This window comes from Acinetobacter sp. CY73, from assembly GCF_059515865.1.
Map to the genome: position 1 here is coordinate 1 of NZ_JCAKMZ010000045.1, position 16,322 is coordinate 16,322.

A 16,322-nucleotide genomic window follows, 5' to 3' on the forward strand; every position below is an offset into this window, starting at 1 on the left:
TCTACAGCAGAAAATAATCAATCTAAAATTCTAGATAACCGTGTGAAGCATCTTGAGCAAGCACATCAAACTGTAGATTATGAGTATGATGACTTAGGTCGTGTGACACAAAAGCGTATTCACATCAAAGATAAGAATGCGTTTGGGCATATCCACCAACAACTGAGTGGCAATCACTTACTCAATCAATTTACGACACGACAAATAGATTTGGAGTGGGATGAGCAAAATCAGCTCAAAGCCTCAACCTCGACGAAGCCTGATGGGCGTGGTGGGCAAGAGATTATACAAACTCAGTACTGTTATGATCCATTTGGTCGACGGATAGCGAAACAGAGTCAAACCTATAAAAAAGAAATCATTACACAGCAAATTCAAGCCAAAATACAGCGCGAAAAAGCTAACTCTCAAAACTCAGAACATATAGTGAATCATCAACTGGGTTCATCCCTGAACTTAAGTTTGGGGGGATCTACACAATTAGCTGGATCTTCAAACTTAAATACCAGTCGATCTAAGATTATTCGACCGGCCAAAACGATACAAACTGAATCCACTCATTTGGTTCAAAAACAAGCCGTATGGAATGTGTGGGATGGCAATCGAATATTGCAAGATCACAATGGTAAGCATGTATTCACTACAGTTTATGAAGCTGATGCATTTGTACCGCTTGCACGTTTGGTATGGCTAGAAGATAAACTGACCCAAGCAGCTAATGATGAAGCCCCAAATCATGCAAAAATAGAAAAGTTGGATCAGTTAAAGCAAGCTGCTTTACAGAATATAGGAGAACTTGAAGGCTTAGATGAAAGTCAGACTGTACCTCCTGTTGCCAATGATGAGCCAGCAAAGCATTCCAAGCATCAAACTTACTGGTTTCAGAATGATCATCTCGGTACGCCAAGGGAACTGACTTCAAATCATGGTGATATTGCATGGGAGGCGGTATATCAAGCTTGGGGGAATACGGTTAGCGTTGAGTGGCAAGAGGTTGCACAAGTTCAAGAGTTAAATCCAATTCAGTTGAATGCTACTGAGCAACGTTATTTACTACAACCGCATCGTTTTCAGGGGCAGATTTATGATGTTGAGACAGGTTTACACTACAACCGTTTCCGATATTATGACCCTGATGTTGGGCGGTTTATTAGCCATGATCCTATAAACTTAAACGGCGGAAATAATCACTATCAATATGCATTAAATCCTATAGATTCGATTGATTTATTTGGATGGATGGCTCATTCTTATTTGAATGTAGACCCTACTAAGGTTATTAGACAAGTTACAATTCAAATGCAAGGAACTAGAGGGTTAGATTTCCATAAAGCTAATGAATGTGCAGGAATCAAAAGCGGTGCTGGAAATTTTAGTCAGAAAGCACATAAGGAGAAACATAATCAAAACGATGATGATAAGTTGGTTTGGCATCACGCTGATTATGATAAGACTAATAATACAGTAGTAATGCAGTTGATTAAGGTTAAAGATCATAAAAGCACCCATAAAGGCGCTGTTCAAGATTTCAAAGATGCGCATGGTGTTGGATATGATAATAGTAAATCTATAAAGAAAGCTAAAGAATTAAACTCATGTCCAGAATTGGATTGTCAAGTAAATAAATAGGATGTCATTGAATGAATACTAGTGAATTAAATTTTGATAAAGATGGTTTAATCTATGATGTAAAGATAAAGGAACAAGAAGAAATGATTATGTTGTCTTTGTCCTATGATTTAGATATCACATTAGTAAAGAATAATAGTGAAAACATTGTAAATTTTATTAATAATTCACAAATTTGGTACGATAAGGTTAAGGAACTAATTTATGAAAAAACTAAAGACAATAATGCTTATTTAACAATAGTGTATATCCTTGAATTAGGTCAAAACTCTGTTTTTGGTTTATCTTTTGAATCGGATTTTGATTCTGAACATGGAATAGGCTTAAAAATATCTGATGGAAGTTACGAGATTTTGGATTTTGGACAAGCCGATGTGGCATTTTGCTAAAATTTTAAGAAATTATTAGTAAAGACTAAGCATTGCTCAGTCTATAATTTAAATATACATTATCTGAAATGTCAATTTTTTCTAAATTAAAGAAATCCGAAGTTAAACAGCATTATTTAGTGTTGATAGTTTGCCTATACGTCGTATTGATCCTGCCAATGGAATCGTGACTTATCACTATGACCTAATGCGTCGTTTTGTGGGACTCACCAATGAAAATGATCAAACATGGACTTTAAAATATGATGCCAATGATCAAGTCATCGCTGAAACAACCTTCGATCAAGTCCGAACCGAATATGAATACAGTGCTGCGGGGCAACTGATTAAACATCGACAACTCACGGAAACTAAACAAGTTCGTTACACTACCGTGTTTGAACGAGACATGCTCGGTCAACTACTCGAGCAATACATTGTTGATCATCATGATTTAACTGAGAAAAAACGTACACGCTATGACTATGATTTGGCAGGACAATTAACTCAAGCACGTAATGCAGACAGTCATTTCAAACTCAGTTATGACCCAATAGGGCAACTCACCAAAGAACAACTGATTGCGCATTGGTTCAATCAAGCAACCCAACAACGTACACATCGCTCGCATACTTTGACGCACTTGTATGATGAACTGGGCAATCGGATTGAAACCACATTACCCGATGGGCGTAAGCTCAAGACCATGTATTACGGCTCAGGACATGCATGGCACTATGCGCTTGAGGACAGTGAAGGCATTCATGAGATTAGTAGTTTAAAACGTGACGAACTACATCAGGAAATCGCACGGACACAAGGTCAGCTAAATAGTCGCTATACGCTGGATCAAATGGGACGCTTAACCGAGCAAAATGTTGCTTGGGAACATGCACCGACGCAAAAACGCTTAGAACGCCTGTATGACTATGACAAAGCCGGACAATTGAATGAAATTTTAGACAAACGCTATTTATATAATCAGCATAATTCACAGCTTTCTCAAAATCAGCAACAGCATGCCTTACAACCGAATAAAACATGGCAACGAAAACAGCGCTATCAATATGATGTGTTGTCTCGACTGACCGGAAGTGAACTGACTACACATGGGCAAAGTGAGAATTTCATACAAATACGAGAGCAATTTGCTTTTGACCCTGCGAGTAACATCTTACCGATAGCCTCTACAGCTGAGAATAAGTCATCTAAAATTTTAGATAACCGTGTGAAGCATCTTGAGCAAGCACATCAAACTGTGGACTATGAGTATGATGATTTAGGGCGTGTGATACAAAAACGTATTAACATCAAAGATAAGAATGCCTTTGGACATATCCACCAACAACTCAGTGGTCATCACTTACTCAACCAATTCACGACAAGTCAAATAGACTTGCAGTGGGATGAGCAGAATCAGCTTAAAGCCTCTACCTCGACGAAGCCCGATGGACGAGGTGGGCAAGAGATTATAGAGACGCAATATTGTTATGATCCGTTTGGTCGACGCATAGCAAAACAAAGTCAGATTTATAAAAAAGAATTGGTTTCAAAACATATTAAGTTAAAAACTCAGCCTAGAGTTGAGGATGATAGCCCCATACAGAATAAGTTAGGTGCATCAAACCAACTTGGTTCTTCTATGAATCTGAGTTTAGGTGGTGGTAATAAAGATACAACTCAACAAAGTGCTTTAAGTCGTTCTATTCAGCAACCGAAAACTAAAACGGTCAATATAGAACAACTTAAGCTTATCCAAAAGCAAGCGGTATGGAATGTATGGGATGGCAATCGAATCCTACAAGACTATAACGGTAAGCATGTATTTACCACTGTCTATGAAGCCGATGCTTTTGTGCCGTTGGCTCGTTTGGTTTGGTTAGAAGATAAGTTGATGGAAGCTGCCAATGATGAAACCGTTCTAAAAGTTGAAATAGAAAAATTAGACCAGCTTCAACAAGTCTCACTACAGAATATTGGTGAAATTGAAGGACTAGACCTGAAACAAACGACTGTAACCAATGCAGCGAATGATGAACCGCCAAAACATCGTCAACATCAAGTGTATTGGTATCAGAATGATCACTTAGGTACACCAAGAGAATTGACTTCAAATTCAGGAAATATAGAGTGGGAAGCTGTTTATCAGGCTTGGGGCAATACAGTCACTATTGAATGGCAAGAAGTTGCACAAGTTCAAGAATTGAATCCAATTCAACTGAATGCTGTTGAACAAAGCTATTTGCTGCAACCACATCGTTTTCAGGGACAGATTTATGATGTTGAAACAGGTTTACACTATAACCGTTTTAGGTATTATGACCCTGATGTAGGGCGATTTATTAGTCATGATCCGATTGGTTTACTCGGTGGGGATAATAACTTTCAGTATGCGCCGAATCCTGTAGGATGGGTGGATCCTTTTGGTCTAGCTAAGATTTCTAATTCTACTGGTGCGTACAGTAAAGTTGGTGGTCATCATGTTCATGCAAAAGCAGGATTTAAAAACGCTCCAAATTTTAAAGAACTTTCTAATAAAATGTTTAGTCTAGGTAATGATTGGATGAAGAGTAATGGGATTTCACATGATGACATCACTAAATGCCAAAGAAAAAAATTTAAAGATTTAGAGCTTTTAGGATGTGATAGTAACACAATGAAAGCGCATACTAAAATTGCAGTCGAGTGTTTAATGGAAGGAGGTGCAGATGAAAAAACCGCTAGACATCTGGTCGCTAAGAGTTTGAATGAATTAAGAAAATTAAAGGTTACACAGCCTAATCATATTCCGTGGAGTAAATGAGATGCAATATGAAATTTTAGATGAGTTTGGTAAGAATATAATTACTGAAGTAAGAGACAATACATTAGATACATACGAAAGAATTAAACTTGGAACTTTAAAATCTAAAAACAAAGTTGAAATTTTCAATAGAATCGAATCTCTTGATGAAAATGCAAAAAATGTTTTAGATGATGTTGTATATAATATTGTTGATTTAATGCTATTTAATATGCTGAATAATTTAGAGCAGAGTTATGAAGTTAAGTTTGAAAATGAAATTATAAATGATTTATCGGATGGTCTTTCAGCAGAGTTATATTCCGAAAATGGCTGGATTAAAAGATATAGTCTATTTGATAGTTCTGAAAAAGATTAGGGGCTGTTGACATTTGCTGTGCAAAAAAAATAGCGAGACAGTAGAATTTAATCGCCAAACCAAATCTACTCATCGCTATGCCTCGTACAATGTATTTGGACATATCCACCAACAACTGAGTGGTAATCACTTACTCAATCAATTCACGACACGACACGACAAATAGACTTGGAGTGGGATGAACAGAATCAGCTCAAAGCCTCAACCTCGACCAAGCCCTATGGACGTGGTGGGCAAGAGATTATAGAAACACAGTACTGTTATGACCCATTTGGTCGACGGATAGCGAAACAGAGTCAAACCTATAAAAAAGAAATCATTACACAGCAAACTCAAGCCAAAATACACCACGAAAAAGCTGACTCACAAAACTTAGAACCAACAGCGAACCATCAACTGGGTTCATCGTTGAACTTAAGTTTGGGGGGATCTACACACTCAGCTATATCTACGCATTTAAATACCAATCGATCTAAGATTATTCGACCGGCTAAAATGATACAAACTGAAGCCACTCGGTAAGTTCAAAAACAAGTAGTATGGAATGTCTGGGATGGTAACCGAATATTGCAAGATCACAATGGTAAGCATGTATTCACCACAGTATACGAAGCGGATAGTTTTATTCCGTTAGCGCGTCTCGTTTGGTTAGATGATCAACTTAGACAAGCAGCGAATGATGAATCAACATTCAAATCAAATATAGAAAAACTGAATCAGCTTAAAAAAATTGCACTGCAAAATATCGGTGAGCTTGTAGGTCTAGATGAAAGGCAGACCGTACCGCCAGTTGCGAATGATGAACAACCAAAACATAATCAGCATAAGGTCTATTGGTATCTGAGCAAAATAAAGCACTGCTTTATTGCAGCGCAGGATCACCTCGGCACGCCAAGAGAACTGACGCAATGTAATGGTGATATTGCGTGGAAAGCGGTGTATCAGGCGTGGGGGATGAGCGAGGATAAGAAAAACAACGTTTTTCCCGAGTGCAAGACGAAGGCTATGCCTGAGTGGTTACAGTTGAATGGCAAGAGGTTGCACAATCGACTGAATTGAACTCCATTCAATTGAATGCTACTGAGCAAAGTTATTTACTACAGCCTCATCGTTTTCAGGGGCAGATTTATGATGTTGAGACGGGTTTACATTACAATCGTTTCCGATACTATGACCCTGATGCTGGACGTTTTATTAGTCATGATCCTATAGGTTTGTTGGGTGGGGATAATCATTTTCAGTATACGCCTAATCCTGTGGGGTGGGTTGATCCATATGGATTAGCGAAGAAAAAACTAGGGGATTGTGATGATGAATGCGAAGCTAATAAATCTAAAGAAATCGTACTTGAAGCAAAATCCTTTGAAAGCGCAAGAAATTTAGCATTGAAAAAAATTGGAACTTTAATCCCTGGTACGCGGAGCAAACAAATAGGGCGATTAGGTATGGGTAAAGGTAAGGTAACTGGATTTACAGGTACTACAAAAAATCATAATTTTGTTAGATTGAGACTAGATTATGATCCAATAAAAGGAACTCATTTTAACGTTGAGCTTGGAAAAGGCGAATGTGCTGAAAAATATGCAATTAAATTTCCCGGCGATGAAAAAAAATTTGCTACCTTATTAAAAAGGAATACTTGATGAAAAAGCCAACATTCGTAAGTTCAAATGAATTAGTCAAATTTGAAGAAACTGACCTTGAACTAGAATTAGAAAAAATAGGTTTAAAAATATTGAATTGGGGGGTTATTGATCGCAATTCATGTTTTCACATATTTACAAAAGAAGTAAATAGAAATGAACTAATTTCATTGATAAAAAAAAATTTACTAGATAGAGATTCTTCTGATTTATTTAAGATAACTTGGTCAAATATGGATACTTACTCAATAATCTGTGATTCAGACTATTTGATTAAAAATATTAACTCTATTATTGATGAAGATTGGGATTTTTGGATAATAAGTGTTAACAATAAAAAAGTTTTAGAGTACTACCATGAGGGAGAGTTGAGTTTTTATTTAATTGATTAAATTTTATTTAAATAAGAATGCGCTGTATTTCAAAAATGTATGAAGTGGCTAGTCTCATTCCTTTTGAGCTTCTCGTTAGGTTGTATGATCAACTTAAGTAAGTTGCCAATGATCATACCCAAAGGTTAACATTTCATTAGAGTTAATCAAACCAAAGGTATTTCACAGTTAGGTATATTAGTATGAAAAATAAAGATGCTTTAGTCCAAACAATTATTAACTTGGGTGTTTTAGACAAATATTTTTATGATTTTAGTATAAAAATGGGGGCAGAAAATATTGATGAAGAGAAAATTAGTAAAGATTTTTTTGAATTATTTTTAAAACTAAAAGCTGGTCAAATTATTTCTAATGCTATTTATGAATTAAAATATAATACTTGTCTTGATGATGATGATGTTATTCAAATTGAAAATCAAGTCATAAATATTTGCAAATAAATATAATAATTTGGATATTTATAATAATTCTTATATTTTTGATCTTAAGATAAAGTCAACTTAAAAATTGCATTACAAAATATTGGTGAACTTGAGGAATTAGATTCAGAGACAATTAAAGCAAACCATAAAATAATAGCGAATAATGATGAGATTTCTAAACATAGCACCATCAGGTGTATTGGTTTCAATATGATCATTTAGGTTTACGAGAGAGCTAACCTCAAAGACTGAGAATGTCGAGTGGGAATGAGCTATAAATTGGAACTTCAACATTACCAAAGGGATCAAAATGATTAGACAGAAGTTAGAAGCTAAAGATTACAGTATTTTACACGACATACAGACTTGGGAGGATTGGGCAGAAATTGAAGAATGTTATTCTAAATTATCATCTAACTTTTGTACGACAGATGAACAAAGTTATCAAAGGCAAGAAAACAGATTGAATGTGAATATTAATGGAACTACTTGGAAACCTATAACTAGAGAATACTCATGTGATCAAGATATTGATATAGAAGTTTTTTTCAATAACTTGAGAGATAAAGCATATGAGAAATTAGAAAATGTATCTTTAGAGGATCGTATAAAAGAGTTTGATGGATTTAATTTAAGTTGCTTTCATTGTGCAATACGTACTGAAAATTTGGCAATAAGATTATGTCCAATTTGTAATCGAAGCTTAACCTCTTTTATTGTCAATTGGGAAGATGATTGAAAAAAACTTGATTTAGTTAATTTGTATATATGTTAAATATATTTGTTATCAAGGTTATGTATGTCAGATTTCAATGAAATAGTAAGTAATATTAAATGTAAACAGGATTTCTTAAACTTCATTCAATTATTAATTGAGGATTTACACAAGAATCAATGGGAAAATAATACTTTATCCAGTTATCTGGAAGGAATGGAGGGATGGGTTGATGATATGGATGGATATTTCAAGAATATCCAAGATTATGAAACACTTAGAAGAATTGAAAACAATGAAGTTGATTGGAAAATTTTTGCTTCAATACTAATAGCTTCTTCTATGTACGAATGAATAATTTTATTTAAGGACTTAAAGATGTCCTTAATATAATAAAAATTGTTTTGCATTTAGCACATAAATTTATTGATGTGACAAATGTGCTATTTGCTAACACTTGAATTGAATTTTTGATGAGTAAAATGGTACATGATAATTTTTGTAGTGTGATCAAAAGCATTTCAAATTTTAAGGTAAGAATGCATTTCGGCATATCCACCAACAATTAAGTGGTAATCACTTACTCAATCAATTCACGACACGTCAAATAGACTTGCAGTGGGATGAGCAAAATCAGCTTAAAGCCTCAACCTCGATGAAGCCCGATGGACGTGGTAGGCAAGAAATTGTACAAACACAGTACTGTTATGATCCATTTGGTCGACGGATAGCGAAACAGAGTCAAACCTATAAAAAAGAAATCATTACACAGCAAATTCAAGCCAAAATACAGCACGAAAAAGCTAACTCTCAAAACTCAGAACATATAGTGAATCATCAACTGGGTTCATCCCTGAACTTAAGTTTGGGGGGATCTACACAATTAGCTGGATCTTCAAACTTAAATACCAGTCGATCTAAGATTATTCGACCGGCTAAAACGATACAAACTGAATCCACTCATTTAGTTCAAAAACAAGCTGTATGGAATGTCTGGGATGGTAATCGAATACTGCAAGACCACAACGGTAAGCATGTATTCACCACAGTGTATGAAGCGGATAGTTTTATTCCGTTGGCGCGTCTCGTTTGGTTAGATGATCAGCTTACACAAGCAGCCAATGACGAAGCACCATCAACAGCCAGTATAGAAAAATTGGATCAACTGAAACATATTGCTCTACAGAATCTTGGTGAGCTTAAAGGGTTAGATTTAAATCAAACCGAAATAACACAAGCCAGTAACGATGAACCTCCGAAACCTAAACACAATCAACATCAATTGTATTGGTATCAGAATGATCACCTCGGCACACCTAGAGAACTGACGCAACTTAATGGTGATATTGCATGGGAAGCAGTGTATCAAGCGTGGGGTAATACGGTTAGCATTGAGTGGCAGGAGGTTGCACAAGCTCAAGAGTTAAACCCTATTCAACTCAATGCAGTAGAACAAAGTTATTTATTACAACCCCATCGTTTTCAAGGGCAAATCTACGACAACGAGACAGGTTTACACTATAACCGTTTTCGTTATTATGACCCTGATGCAGGACGTTTTATTAGCCATGACCCGATTGGACTTTTGGGTGGAAATAATCATTTCCAGTATGCTCCGAGTCCTGTGGAGTGGATTGATCCTTGGGGATTAAGTCTTATAAGACCAAGGCCCAATAAATTAAGTCCTGTTAGTGGATCAAGAGAATCTGCAATTAGTGGTGCTTGGGGGTTGGAACAAGATTTATTGAATAAATCTAATGGCACAGTGGGTACTAGAAATTGGAGCCAAAAAGATATTGAATTAATTCGTAATACACCAAGAAGTGAACTAACATCAGTAATGTCTAGAGCAGGTTATACAGGGCATCATATTAATAGCGTCAAAGGAAATGGAGCTTTAGGCGAAAGCTGGAAAGGGGATCCAAGGAATATCGTTTTCTTAGAAAATCATAACCATCCGAACAGCACTAGAGGAGATAAATCAAACGGTGTTAAATCTAATAATGAACATGTTCATTCTAATCAAGGTCACCGAGGAAATACTCAAAATTCGACTCGTGGACGATTAATTGATAGACAAGGTATGATTGACCGATTAGGAAATTGTCCATAAGGAGGACTAGTATGTTTGGAAATTTGATCTTAAATATTCATAAATTAAATTATCAATTAAATCATGATAAAGTCTCTTATGAACCTTTCTTGGACTCAACAAATGTAACGAATTTAGAGGGTTTTTCATTTGATAATTATATGGAGGTAATTAATAAAAAGGGGTGTTATTTAAATATTGGAACTATTATATATTTTGTAGGATTACTTGATTTTGAAACTATTCAGGATAATTTTGAAGGGGTTGTTAATGAAAGTGATGTAGTTATTTCTACAAAAAATGACATTGATTGCATTTATGTCTCTAAATCTAATGAAGTTTTCTTCTGTATTGGTGGTGATGAACCACGGAAAGTATTTGATGATACTAGTGATTTTTTTAAATTTATATTTGAGGTTCTTAAAATAATTAATGGTAAATTTCCGTCTGGGAATTTTATAAATGAAAATTTCGAATTAAGTGAATCATTTTTGAATGAGGTTAAAAAAATTGATTTAGATATAATTAATCATGAATATTTGATGGAATTTTTATATTATTAGTATTTTTTTATATTTATAATGCAATCAATCGACTAAATTATCTTTAGTCGATTTTATCACTAATCATTTATATTATAACTTTCCTCTAATACACTACAACCGTTTCCGTTATTATGACCCTGATATAGGACGGTTTATCAGCCATGATCCGATAGGTTTATTGAGTGGGGATAATCATTTTCAGTATATACCAAATCCTGTGGGGTGGATTGATCCTTTTGGGCTAGCATTTAAACCTGTAATTTTCCCTCCTAATCAAGTTATACATGATGTAACCATCAAAATGCAGGGAGGGCGAGGACGAGATTTTAAAGCGGCCAATGAAGCGGCTCAGATAAATGGTAAACGTGGTATACCTACACAAGGATCGCATAAACATGTTCATGGAGAAGTCACATGGCACCATGACGATTATAATCCTTTAACAAATGAAGCAAGAATGCAGTTAGTAACAACAGTGGATCATGAAGCCAGAATTCCGCATAGTGGTTCAGTTAGTGAGTATGAAAAGGCTCATGGTGTAACATATGAAAGTAAAGATGCTAAAGATTTAGCGGATAAGTTGAATTCGCCATGTCCATAAAATATATAAATGCAATGAGAAAATATGTTTAATCTAAACTTTAATGATGACAAGCAAACGGAAATAAATATTCCTGAACAGGATGAATCAATAAGTCTTGAGATTTCAGACGAGTTAAATGCTTTTGATGAAGATTTAAATGATGAGTATAAAGATAAGATAATTGAATTTATTAATAATTCAAGTATTTGGTTTAAAGAAATAAGTAATAAAATTATAGATGATCTAGGTGATAATAAGTTGCGCTTGATGACTATATATATACTGTCCGAGCAAGATGCAGATAGCATTATTTTTGGTCTATTGTTTAATGTTAATGTAGATAAAGAACATGGGAGGGGCGCTAAGATAGATGGTAATTCTTTAAAAATAATTGAATACGGTCTTGCAGATGTAGCAATAGCTTAAGCTTAAAACTAATTTCCTTAAAAAAATAAAGCTGAAAATTTTCAGCTTTATTTTTTAATTAGGTGGAATAACCGAATATCAGTACAGCAAGGTACTTATATTCACCAACTCGTACCCAACAAGGAAATGCCCTTGTGGGTGGACCTACAGCTTCATGGCAACGCAAACAAAGCTATCACTATGATGTGTTGTCACGCCTAACGGGAAGTGAACTGTCCACTCAAGGTCAAAGTGAGAATTTCATACAAATACGAGAGCAATTTGCATTTGACCCAGCCAGTAACGTCTTACCGATAGCCTCTATAGCTGATAATAAGTCATCTAAAATTCTAGATAACCGTGTGAAGCATCTTGAGCAAGCACATCAAACTGTGGACTATGACTATGATGACTTAGGGCGTGTGATACAAAAGCATATTCACATCAAAGATAAGAATGCGTTTGGACATATCCACCAACAACTGAGTGGCAATCACTTACTTAATCAATTCACCACACGACAAATAGATTTGGAGTGGGATGAGCAAAATCAGCTCAAAGCCTCAACCTCGGCGAAACCCGATGGGCGTGGTGGGCAAGAGATTGTACAAACTCAGTACTGTTATGATCCATTCGGGCGACGCATTGCCAAGCAAAGCCAGACCTATCATAAACAGCTCATTACTCAGCAGGTTAAGGCTAAAACACAGCACTCAAAACCAGTATTAGCAAATTCGAATCACGTTGTAAATAATCAACTCGGTTCATCTATGCATCTGAGTCTAGGTGGACCCTCACACTCAGCAGGGTCTACGAATTTAAATACCAGTCGATCTAAGATTATTCGACCTGCTAAAACCATTCAAACTGAAAAAATTCAGCTTATTCGTAATCAAGCAGTATGGAATGTATGGGATGGAAATCGAATCCTACAAGACCACAATGGTAAGCATGTCTTTACCACAGTATACGAAGCAGATAGCTATGTACCGCTTGCACGTTTAGTGTGGTTAGATGACAAGCTGACACAAGCAGCGAATGATGAATCAACTTCCAAAACAAATATAGAAAAACTGAATCAGCTTAAAAAAATTGCACTACAAAATATAGGTGAATTAGATGGTTTAGATGAAAATCAAACCTTACCATCTGTAGCAAATGATGAACCGCCGAAGCATTCCAAACATCAAGTGTATTGGTATCAAAATGATCATTTAGGCACACCGAGAGAATTGACTTCAAACACTGGGAATATCGAGTGGGAAGCGGTATATCAGGCATGGGGAAATACCGTTACCGTTGAATGGCAAGAAGTTGCTCAATCAACTGAATTAAATCCAATTCAATTAAATGAAGTTGAAAAGGCGTATTTATTACAGCCACATCGTTTCCAAGGGCAGATTTATGATGTAGAGACGGGTTTACATTACAATCGTTTCCGTTATTATGATCCCGATGCTGGGCGGTTTATCAGCCATGACCCAATTGGTTTAATGGGCGGAGATAATCATTTTCAGTATGCGCCGAATCCAGTAATGTGGATTGATTCGTTGGGCTTAAGCGCGAATAATATACCTTGCAATTCTAATATTAGGCAAGGTAGCCACAACGAGACTTATGCGCCTAGACCTGTAAAACCAGAAAATGCTCTTGATAAATGGGAGGAGTTTTTAGGTCCTGGTCCATATACGAATATACATCCTAGAACTGGTAAACCTGATCCTGATCGTATTGTATCAGCAGATGGAACTAGAAGTATTAGATACGGTAATCATGAAATGAATAGCAAACCCACTAAGCATCATTATCATGAAGAAACTTGGAGCTATGATAAAATAAATAATGTTATGAATGTCGAAAACGTTGTTGTAAGAGTACCGTTAAAATGAAAGTAACGATTAATTCAATTGTTGAAAATAAAGTTTACTTTAAATGTTCAGCAGGTGAAGCCTATGCATTATCTGATGAACATTTTCAGATCAATAAAGATTATGATGTTGAATTTGAGATTGATTCGCACTTTAAACTAAATTTGAATCTATTTATTGAAAAATCAAAATTCGAAAAAGAAAAAATATGGAGTGAGAATAATAAAATTCAAATAAATGCTAAAATCTTGGATATTCAAGATGTCTTATTATTAAGTTTTTGTGGTTCTATTATAATGATCGATTATGATAGAGATAATTATCTAGAAAAAGGAAAATACATTAAAATAGTTTTCAAATATTCAGATTTTTATATATCAAAAACAAACATATGAAATCTTAAACAAGTAATGCTTTTTTAAAAATCACGATGGTAAATATGTAGTCAGTACCCTGATGCTGGACGGTTTATCAGCCATGACACAATTGGTTTATTGGGTGGAGATAATCAGTTTCAGTATGCGCCCAATCCAGTAGATTGGATTGATCCTTTTGGTTTAAATAAAAATAATAATGCTTGCAAAGCATCTGATTTAAATTGGAAAGGTTTCGAGGGTGGGAAATTAGAAACTCATTTTAAAAAACATGGACATGAATTCGGTAATATCACTCAACAACAATATTTAAAACAAGCTAAAGAGTTTAGTAAAGTAGAAGGACCTAATATTAAAAATGCTTTGGTGGGGGGTAAAAGTAATAAAGGTTAACACAAGCACTGGTCAAGTGTTTATTGGAAATCTTAAAACAAGACAAATAAGGTCATATTACATTAATGATGGTAGAACTCAAGACCCTTTCAAATCTGCTATAGATTGAGCAGTTGAAAAGCAGAAAGAGATCGGTGGTTGTGATAAAGTTGAATATTGCTAAATTAACTGGAGATTAAATTATGAATCGTAATGAAGCATTATATATATATTCTAAAAAAATAATGAATGATTTATGCGAACAAGATAAAATAAATATTCTTTGTGATTTTTGGTTTATTTATGAAGAAGAAAATAATTTTGATAAAAAATTAATTACATTACTTATGAGTAATCAACCCGAGGATTTGGCTAATTATAACGAAATTTATGAACCTCTATTAATTGAAGGTTTAAAAAGAAAATCTGAAATATTAAATAATGAATATATAGGAAAAAAAATAAAATATGAGGTGTTTGGAGATGAAATTAACTCCAAAATAAAGTGTCCTTGTTGTGATTTTTACAGCTTATATAATTGGTCAGAGTATGAGGTTTGTCCAGTATGCTATTGGGAGGATGATCGTTCAAAAGATAATAACTATTCGAGTCCTAATAGAAGTACTTTGAAAGAATATAGAGTTAAGTTTTTTAAAAAAAACAACTTCGAAGACTTAGAAAAAAAATATATAAGATAGTAAAAAAATATAGGTCATCGAATTGATTTACAAAAAATTGTTATTGAATATCAAACAAAAATTAGAGTAGTATTAGACAAATATGGTCAAATTGTAACTGCCTTTCCACTTAAGTAAGGAATAAGCTATTTCTTTGGATATATATGCAAGTCTTCATCAAAAAGAAATAAATAAAAATACATTATATTTTATGTTGGATGAGAATAAACATAGACAAATTTTTGAAGAAGCTAGACCGTTAAGTAAATTTAAATCACTTAATAAAATTAGAGACTATTACGCGGATAATACAATTTTATTCGGTGAAATTAGAGGATTGTTGGAAGAATTGAATATTTTGGGTTTTGATAATGATGATGAATTCTATAAATTCTTAAAGAAAAGTTATGATAGAAAACTGAATTTATATTTATTCTGTGATTGAATCCTATAAATTATTTACGAATATTTTAATAAATTGATTTTTTCATAAATCAATTTATGATCTATTTTTACTGATTATTTGTACCGAAAAATTTTAAATATTCATACATAATTTGCGAACGAAATCCATCGACTCAACGAAGCTTTCAGACCTATCAGTATGATGTATTTTCACGTCTTACAGGAAGTGAGCTGTCAACTCAAAGACAAAGTGAGAATTTTATCCAAATACGAGAGCAATTTGCTTTTGATCCTGCGAGTAACATCTTACCAATTGCCTCTACAGCAGAAAATAATCAATCTAAAATTCTAGATAACCGTGTGAAGCATCTTGAGCAAGCACATCAAACTGTAGATTATGAGTATGATGACTTAGGTCGTGTGACACAAAAGCGTATTCACATCAAAGATAAGAATGCGTTTGGGCATATCCACCAACAACTGAGTGGCAATCACTTACTCAATCAATTTACGACACGACAAATAGATTTGGAGTGGGATGAGCAAAATCAGCTCAAAGCCTCAACCTCGACGAAGCCTGATGGGCGTGGTGGGCAAGAGATTATACAAACTCAGTACTGTTATGATCCATTTGGTCGACGGATAGCGAAACAGAGTCAAACCTATAAAAA

17 protein-coding genes and 5 pseudogenes are annotated in these 16,322 nt (G+C 34.7%); all 22 read left to right on the forward strand.

What is annotated here, in order from left to right:
- The coding region (locus AC5YD2_RS15205) for an RHS repeat-associated core domain-containing protein (RefSeq protein ID WP_496127129.1) at positions 1–1,629 on the forward strand (1,629 nt) is incomplete at its 5' end.
- A gap of 336 nt (positions 1,630–1,965) precedes the next feature.
- Positions 1,966–2,037 (forward strand): hypothetical protein, encoded by a 72-nt coding sequence (locus AC5YD2_RS15210; RefSeq protein ID WP_496127143.1) that lies wholly within the window; start codon positions 1,966–1,968, stop codon positions 2,035–2,037.
- Between the two features lie 96 nt (positions 2,038–2,133).
- Positions 2,134–4,435 (forward strand): annotated as a pseudogene (locus AC5YD2_RS15215) (RHS repeat-associated core domain-containing protein); the annotation flags it as partial.
- A 366-nt stretch (positions 4,436–4,801) separates the two neighbouring features.
- Positions 4,802–5,158: a hypothetical protein gene (locus tag AC5YD2_RS15220; protein WP_496127130.1), complete on the forward strand. Its 357-nt coding sequence runs from the start codon at positions 4,802–4,804 to the stop codon at positions 5,156–5,158.
- A 13-nt stretch (positions 5,159–5,171) separates the two neighbouring features.
- Entirely contained in the window at positions 5,172–5,324 is a 153-nt protein-coding gene (locus AC5YD2_RS15225) for a hypothetical protein (protein ID WP_496127131.1), read from the forward strand.
- A 2-nt stretch (positions 5,325–5,326) separates the two neighbouring features.
- Positions 5,327–5,680 carry a hypothetical protein gene (locus AC5YD2_RS15230; RefSeq protein ID WP_496127132.1) on the forward strand — a complete coding sequence of 118 codons (354 nt, stop codon included), beginning with the start codon at positions 5,327–5,329 and terminating at the stop codon, positions 5,678–5,680.
- 354 nt (positions 5,681–6,034) lie between these two features.
- Positions 6,035–6,801, forward strand: a pseudogene (locus AC5YD2_RS15235) (RHS repeat-associated core domain-containing protein); the annotation flags it as partial.
- Positions 6,801–7,193, forward strand: a complete 393-nt coding sequence (locus AC5YD2_RS15240) for a hypothetical protein (RefSeq protein ID WP_166324133.1) — start codon at positions 6,801–6,803, stop codon at positions 7,191–7,193. The pseudogene AC5YD2_RS15235 and the gene AC5YD2_RS15240, both read left to right, overlap by 1 nt.
- Before the next feature lie 182 nt (positions 7,194–7,375).
- Complete coding sequence (locus AC5YD2_RS15245; protein ID WP_496127133.1) at positions 7,376–7,633, forward strand: hypothetical protein; 258 nt, start codon at positions 7,376–7,378, stop codon at positions 7,631–7,633.
- A gap of 292 nt (positions 7,634–7,925) precedes the next feature.
- Positions 7,926–8,354 (forward strand): hypothetical protein, encoded by a 429-nt coding sequence (locus AC5YD2_RS15250; protein WP_496127134.1) that lies wholly within the window; start codon positions 7,926–7,928, stop codon positions 8,352–8,354.
- Positions 8,355–8,414: 60 nt separating this feature from the next.
- Complete coding sequence (locus AC5YD2_RS15255; protein ID WP_496127135.1) at positions 8,415–8,684, forward strand: DUF7660 family protein; 270 nt, start codon at positions 8,415–8,417, stop codon at positions 8,682–8,684.
- Positions 8,685–8,895: 211 nt separating this feature from the next.
- Positions 8,896–10,443: pseudogene (locus AC5YD2_RS15260) on the forward strand (RHS repeat domain-containing protein); the annotation flags it as partial.
- 11 nt (positions 10,444–10,454) lie between these two features.
- Positions 10,455–10,985 carry a hypothetical protein gene (locus AC5YD2_RS15265; RefSeq protein WP_496127136.1) on the forward strand — a complete coding sequence of 177 codons (531 nt, stop codon included), beginning with the start codon at positions 10,455–10,457 and terminating at the stop codon, positions 10,983–10,985.
- Positions 10,986–11,073: 88 nt separating this feature from the next.
- Positions 11,074–11,214, forward strand: a pseudogene (locus AC5YD2_RS15270) (RHS repeat-associated core domain-containing protein); the annotation flags it as partial.
- 33 nt (positions 11,215–11,247) lie between these two features.
- Positions 11,248–11,568 (forward strand): HNH endonuclease, encoded by a 321-nt coding sequence (locus AC5YD2_RS15275; protein ID WP_496127144.1) that lies wholly within the window; start codon positions 11,248–11,250, stop codon positions 11,566–11,568.
- A 24-nt stretch (positions 11,569–11,592) separates the two neighbouring features.
- Positions 11,593–11,976 (forward strand): hypothetical protein, encoded by a 384-nt coding sequence (locus tag AC5YD2_RS15280; RefSeq protein WP_496127137.1) that lies wholly within the window; start codon positions 11,593–11,595, stop codon positions 11,974–11,976.
- 155 nt (positions 11,977–12,131) lie between these two features.
- Positions 12,132–13,844 (forward strand): annotated as a pseudogene (locus AC5YD2_RS15285) (RHS repeat-associated core domain-containing protein); the annotation flags it as partial.
- A complete protein-coding gene (locus AC5YD2_RS15290) occupies positions 13,841–14,218 on the forward strand; it encodes a hypothetical protein (RefSeq protein ID WP_496127138.1) in 378 nt (125 codons plus the stop codon). The pseudogene AC5YD2_RS15285 and the gene AC5YD2_RS15290, both read left to right, overlap by 4 nt.
- 99 nt (positions 14,219–14,317) lie before the next feature.
- Positions 14,318–14,590, forward strand: coding sequence for a hypothetical protein (locus tag AC5YD2_RS15295; RefSeq protein WP_496127139.1), 273 nt, complete (start codon positions 14,318–14,320; stop codon positions 14,588–14,590).
- 182 nt (positions 14,591–14,772) lie between these two features.
- Entirely contained in the window at positions 14,773–15,267 is a 495-nt protein-coding gene (locus tag AC5YD2_RS15300; RefSeq protein ID WP_496127140.1) for a CPCC family cysteine-rich protein, read from the forward strand.
- A gap of 133 nt (positions 15,268–15,400) precedes the next feature.
- On the forward strand, positions 15,401–15,691 hold the full coding sequence (locus AC5YD2_RS15305; protein WP_496127141.1) for a hypothetical protein: 291 nt from the start codon (positions 15,401–15,403) through the stop codon (positions 15,689–15,691).
- Between the two features lie 320 nt (positions 15,692–16,011).
- Positions 16,012–16,322: hypothetical protein (locus AC5YD2_RS15310; RefSeq protein ID WP_496127142.1), on the forward strand; the 311-nt coding region annotated here is incomplete at its 3' end.

Excerpts from the sequence above, each read along its gene's own strand:
- AC5YD2_RS15280 (WP_496127137.1), top strand. The coding sequence starts at position 11,593 with ATGTTTAATCTAAACTTTAATGATGACAAGCAAACGGAAATAAATATT.
- AC5YD2_RS15265 (WP_496127136.1), top strand. The coding sequence starts at position 10,455 with ATGTTTGGAAATTTGATCTTAAATATTCATAAATTAAATTATCAATTA.
- AC5YD2_RS15245 (WP_496127133.1), top strand. The coding sequence starts at position 7,376 with ATGAAAAATAAAGATGCTTTAGTCCAAACAATTATTAACTTGGGTGTT.
- AC5YD2_RS15250 (WP_496127134.1), top strand. The coding sequence starts at position 7,926 with ATGATTAGACAGAAGTTAGAAGCTAAAGATTACAGTATTTTACACGAC.
- AC5YD2_RS15220 (WP_496127130.1), top strand. The coding sequence starts at position 4,802 with ATGCAATATGAAATTTTAGATGAGTTTGGTAAGAATATAATTACTGAA.
- AC5YD2_RS15300 (WP_496127140.1), top strand. The coding sequence starts at position 14,773 with ATGAATCGTAATGAAGCATTATATATATATTCTAAAAAAATAATGAAT.
- AC5YD2_RS15255 (WP_496127135.1), top strand. The coding sequence starts at position 8,415 with ATGTCAGATTTCAATGAAATAGTAAGTAATATTAAATGTAAACAGGAT.
- AC5YD2_RS15290 (WP_496127138.1), top strand. The coding sequence starts at position 13,841 with ATGAAAGTAACGATTAATTCAATTGTTGAAAATAAAGTTTACTTTAAA.
- AC5YD2_RS15240 (WP_166324133.1), top strand. The coding sequence starts at position 6,801 with ATGAAAAAGCCAACATTCGTAAGTTCAAATGAATTAGTCAAATTTGAA.